Raw genomic sequence first — 2,564 nt, 5'->3', positions numbered from 1 at the left:
ATCCATTCGGTGCAGAGCAATGGCCGGCCCCATTGCCTCAGCTGCGCGACGCGCGCCTCGAACTCCTCCGGCCAGCCGTAATCGTGGAAGCTGATGATGTCCGATTGGGTGAGCTGGGTGCGCTGGATCGGCGTCAGCTTGGCGGCGGGCGTCCAGTCGCTTCCCGACCAGATGCCGCTGGTGAGCGGCTGAGTAGGATGCCGGCTGCGCGCCCAGGCGAAGATCTGCGGCAGAAGATGCTCGATGCGAGCGAGCTCGCGCTTCTGCACCGAGGGATCCTCGTAGCTGCCCCCGCCGTCATTGTCCGGTTCGTTCCACAGGTCCCAGGCGAGCACCCTCTGGTCGTTCGCGAAGCTGCCGACGACGTCCTCGACATAGGCCCGGAAGCGCGTGTCGTTCGCCGGATCGAGCAGGTCGGCGCGGCCGGGGCTCTGCACCCATCCGCTATTGTGGACGCCCGGGATCGGCGGCCGCTGCGGGCCGAGCTTCGGGTCCGGGTCCCAGCAGCTGTCGAACAGGACGAAGACCGGCCGGATGCCGTGCCTCGCCGCAATGCCGAGGAAGCGGTCGATGCGCTGCCTGAAACCGGCCGGATCCTGCTTCCAGGCGAGGTCGTGGAGGAACACGCGCATCGTGTTCATGCGGAATTGCTCCGCCCAGCCCAGCTCGCGATCGATCTCGGCCGGATCGAAGCTCGTCGCCTGCCACATCTCCAGCTGGTTGATCGCGTCCGCGGGAATGTAATTGGCTCCCGTCAGCCAAGGCTGGTGCGCATACCAATCCTGTGCTTGCGCCGCCGACCATCGTTCCGCCGATGCCGTGACGATCTTCTGCTGCGCGGCGGCTGGGACGGGAAGGGGCGCCGCCAGCGCGGCCAGGGCGGCGACGAGGCGAATGGGCGTCATCCGGGTCTCCTCAGCGCGCCGGCACGGTCGAGAAGCGCCAGACGATGACATTGCGGTAGGTCCGCCCGGGTTCTAGCCGGATCGAGCCGAATTCCGGGTGGTTGGGCGTGTCCGGGAACATCTGCGGCTCGAGCACGATCGCATCGCCCATCCGGTAGATTTTCCCCGCCTTGCCGACCGTGGTCGCGTCGAGGAAATTGCCGGAATAGAATTGCAGCCCCGGCTGGTTGGTATGGAGCTCCATCACCCGGCCGCTCCTTGGCGATTCGACCCGCGCGGCGAGCCGCACGCCCTCGCCTGCCGGCAGACAGTAATTGTGGTCGTAGCCGCGCCCGCGCCGCAACTGCTCGTCATCGCCGCGGATGCGCGAGCCGATCGCGTGCAACTGGCGAAAATCGAACGGGGTGTCGGAAACGGGATGCGGCGGGCCCGGCAGCGGGATCGAGGTCGCGTCGGTGGCGAGGAAATGCTCGGCGACGATGCGGATGCGATGATCGAGGATCTGGCTTTCCGACAGCGCGCCGTCGAGATTGAAGAAGCTGTGATTGGTGAGATTGATGACGGTCGGACGATCGGTGGTCGCCTCGAGCGTCAGCGAAAGCTCAGCCGGACCTGTGATCCGATAAGTCGCGCGCGCCTCGACCCGTCCGGGAAAGCCGCGCTCGCCATCAGCGCTGGTATACGCCATCACCACGGCCGGCTCCGGCGTCTCCCTGACCTCGACGATGCGCCACAGCTTGCGGTCAAAGCCGTCATTGCCGCCATGGAGCATGTTGGGTCCGTTGTTGGTGTCGAGCTTGATGGTCGCGCCATCCAGCATGAACTGCCCGCCGGCGATCCGGTTGGCATAACGGCCGACGGTGGCGCCCAGAAATTTGCGCTGGGCGAGATATTCGTCGAACGTGTCGTGTCCGAGCACGACGTCGTCGCTACGTCCGTTGCGATCGGGCACGTGCAGCGTATGCAGCACCGCGCCATAGGGGATGATGCCGGCTTCAAACCCTTCCGCGCCGCGCAGCACGATGCGCTCGACCTCGTTGCCGTCAGGCATCCTGCCGAAGGATGCACGCTCGACTTTGGGCTTGCTTGCTGCATTCATGATCAGAACTCGAAAGCTTCGACGTTGTAGCGCCGCCCCAGCAGAAAGGCATCCGCGACGATCTGCAATGGTGCGAGGTCGACATCGCACTCGCCGTTCGACGTCAGCTCGACAAAGCGGCGATAGAGCGCGGGATATTCCTCCTTCGCCGCATCGATCACGACCTTGTCGCCGTCGCTCATTTTGGCACCTCCGCCGGACATCAGAAGCGGGCCGCGATCGGTCTCGATGCGGATGTCCCAGGTCTGCGGCGGTGGCGGACGGAAATCGAGCTCCACCTTGATCGGCAGCCCGGCTGCATCGGCCATGTCCATCTCGACGACAATCGGCGCTTCGCGATTGGCGGGAAAGCCGAGCTCGGCGCGGGTGACGAATACGGGCCGCGGCAGGATGCGGGTCAGGATCGAGAGCGCGTTGATGCCCGGATCGAACACGCCGAAACCACCGGCTGCGAAAATCCAGTCCTGACCGGGATGCCAGACGCGCACGTCTTCTTTCCAGGTGATGGTGACCTGCTTGATCTTGCGATCCGCCAGCAGCCTCCGCGCCGGCTCGACCGC

The 2,564-nt window shown here is 65.6% G+C and carries 2 protein-coding genes and 1 pseudogene; all 3 read right to left on the bottom strand.

What is annotated here, in order from left to right:
• Nucleotides 1-905 (bottom strand): cellulase family glycosylhydrolase (locus JOY90_RS14645; protein WP_291691833.1); only part of this gene is annotated, 905 nt, incomplete at its 3' end.
• Nucleotides 906-915: 10 nt separating this feature from the next.
• On the bottom strand, nt 916-2,004 hold the full coding sequence (locus JOY90_RS14640) for an aldose epimerase family protein (RefSeq protein ID WP_291691832.1): 1,089 nt from the start codon (nt 2,002-2,004) through the stop codon (nt 916-918).
• 2 nt (nt 2,005-2,006) lie between these two features.
• A pseudogene (locus tag JOY90_RS14635) lies at nt 2,007-2,564 on the bottom strand (gfo/Idh/MocA family oxidoreductase); the annotation flags it as partial.

Source organism: Bradyrhizobium sp. (genome assembly GCF_019242285.1).
Taxonomy (GTDB): domain Bacteria; phylum Pseudomonadota; class Alphaproteobacteria; order Rhizobiales; family Xanthobacteraceae; genus Bradyrhizobium.
Note: the sequence above shows the minus strand (reverse complement) of the source record. Positions and strands in the feature narration are given on the sequence as shown.

Bases quoted from the DNA above. Each gene is read 5' to 3' on its own strand.
- JOY90_RS14640 (WP_291691832.1), bottom strand. From the start codon at position 2,004: ATGAATGCAGCAAGCAAGCCCAAAGTCGAGCGTGCATCCTTCGGCAGG.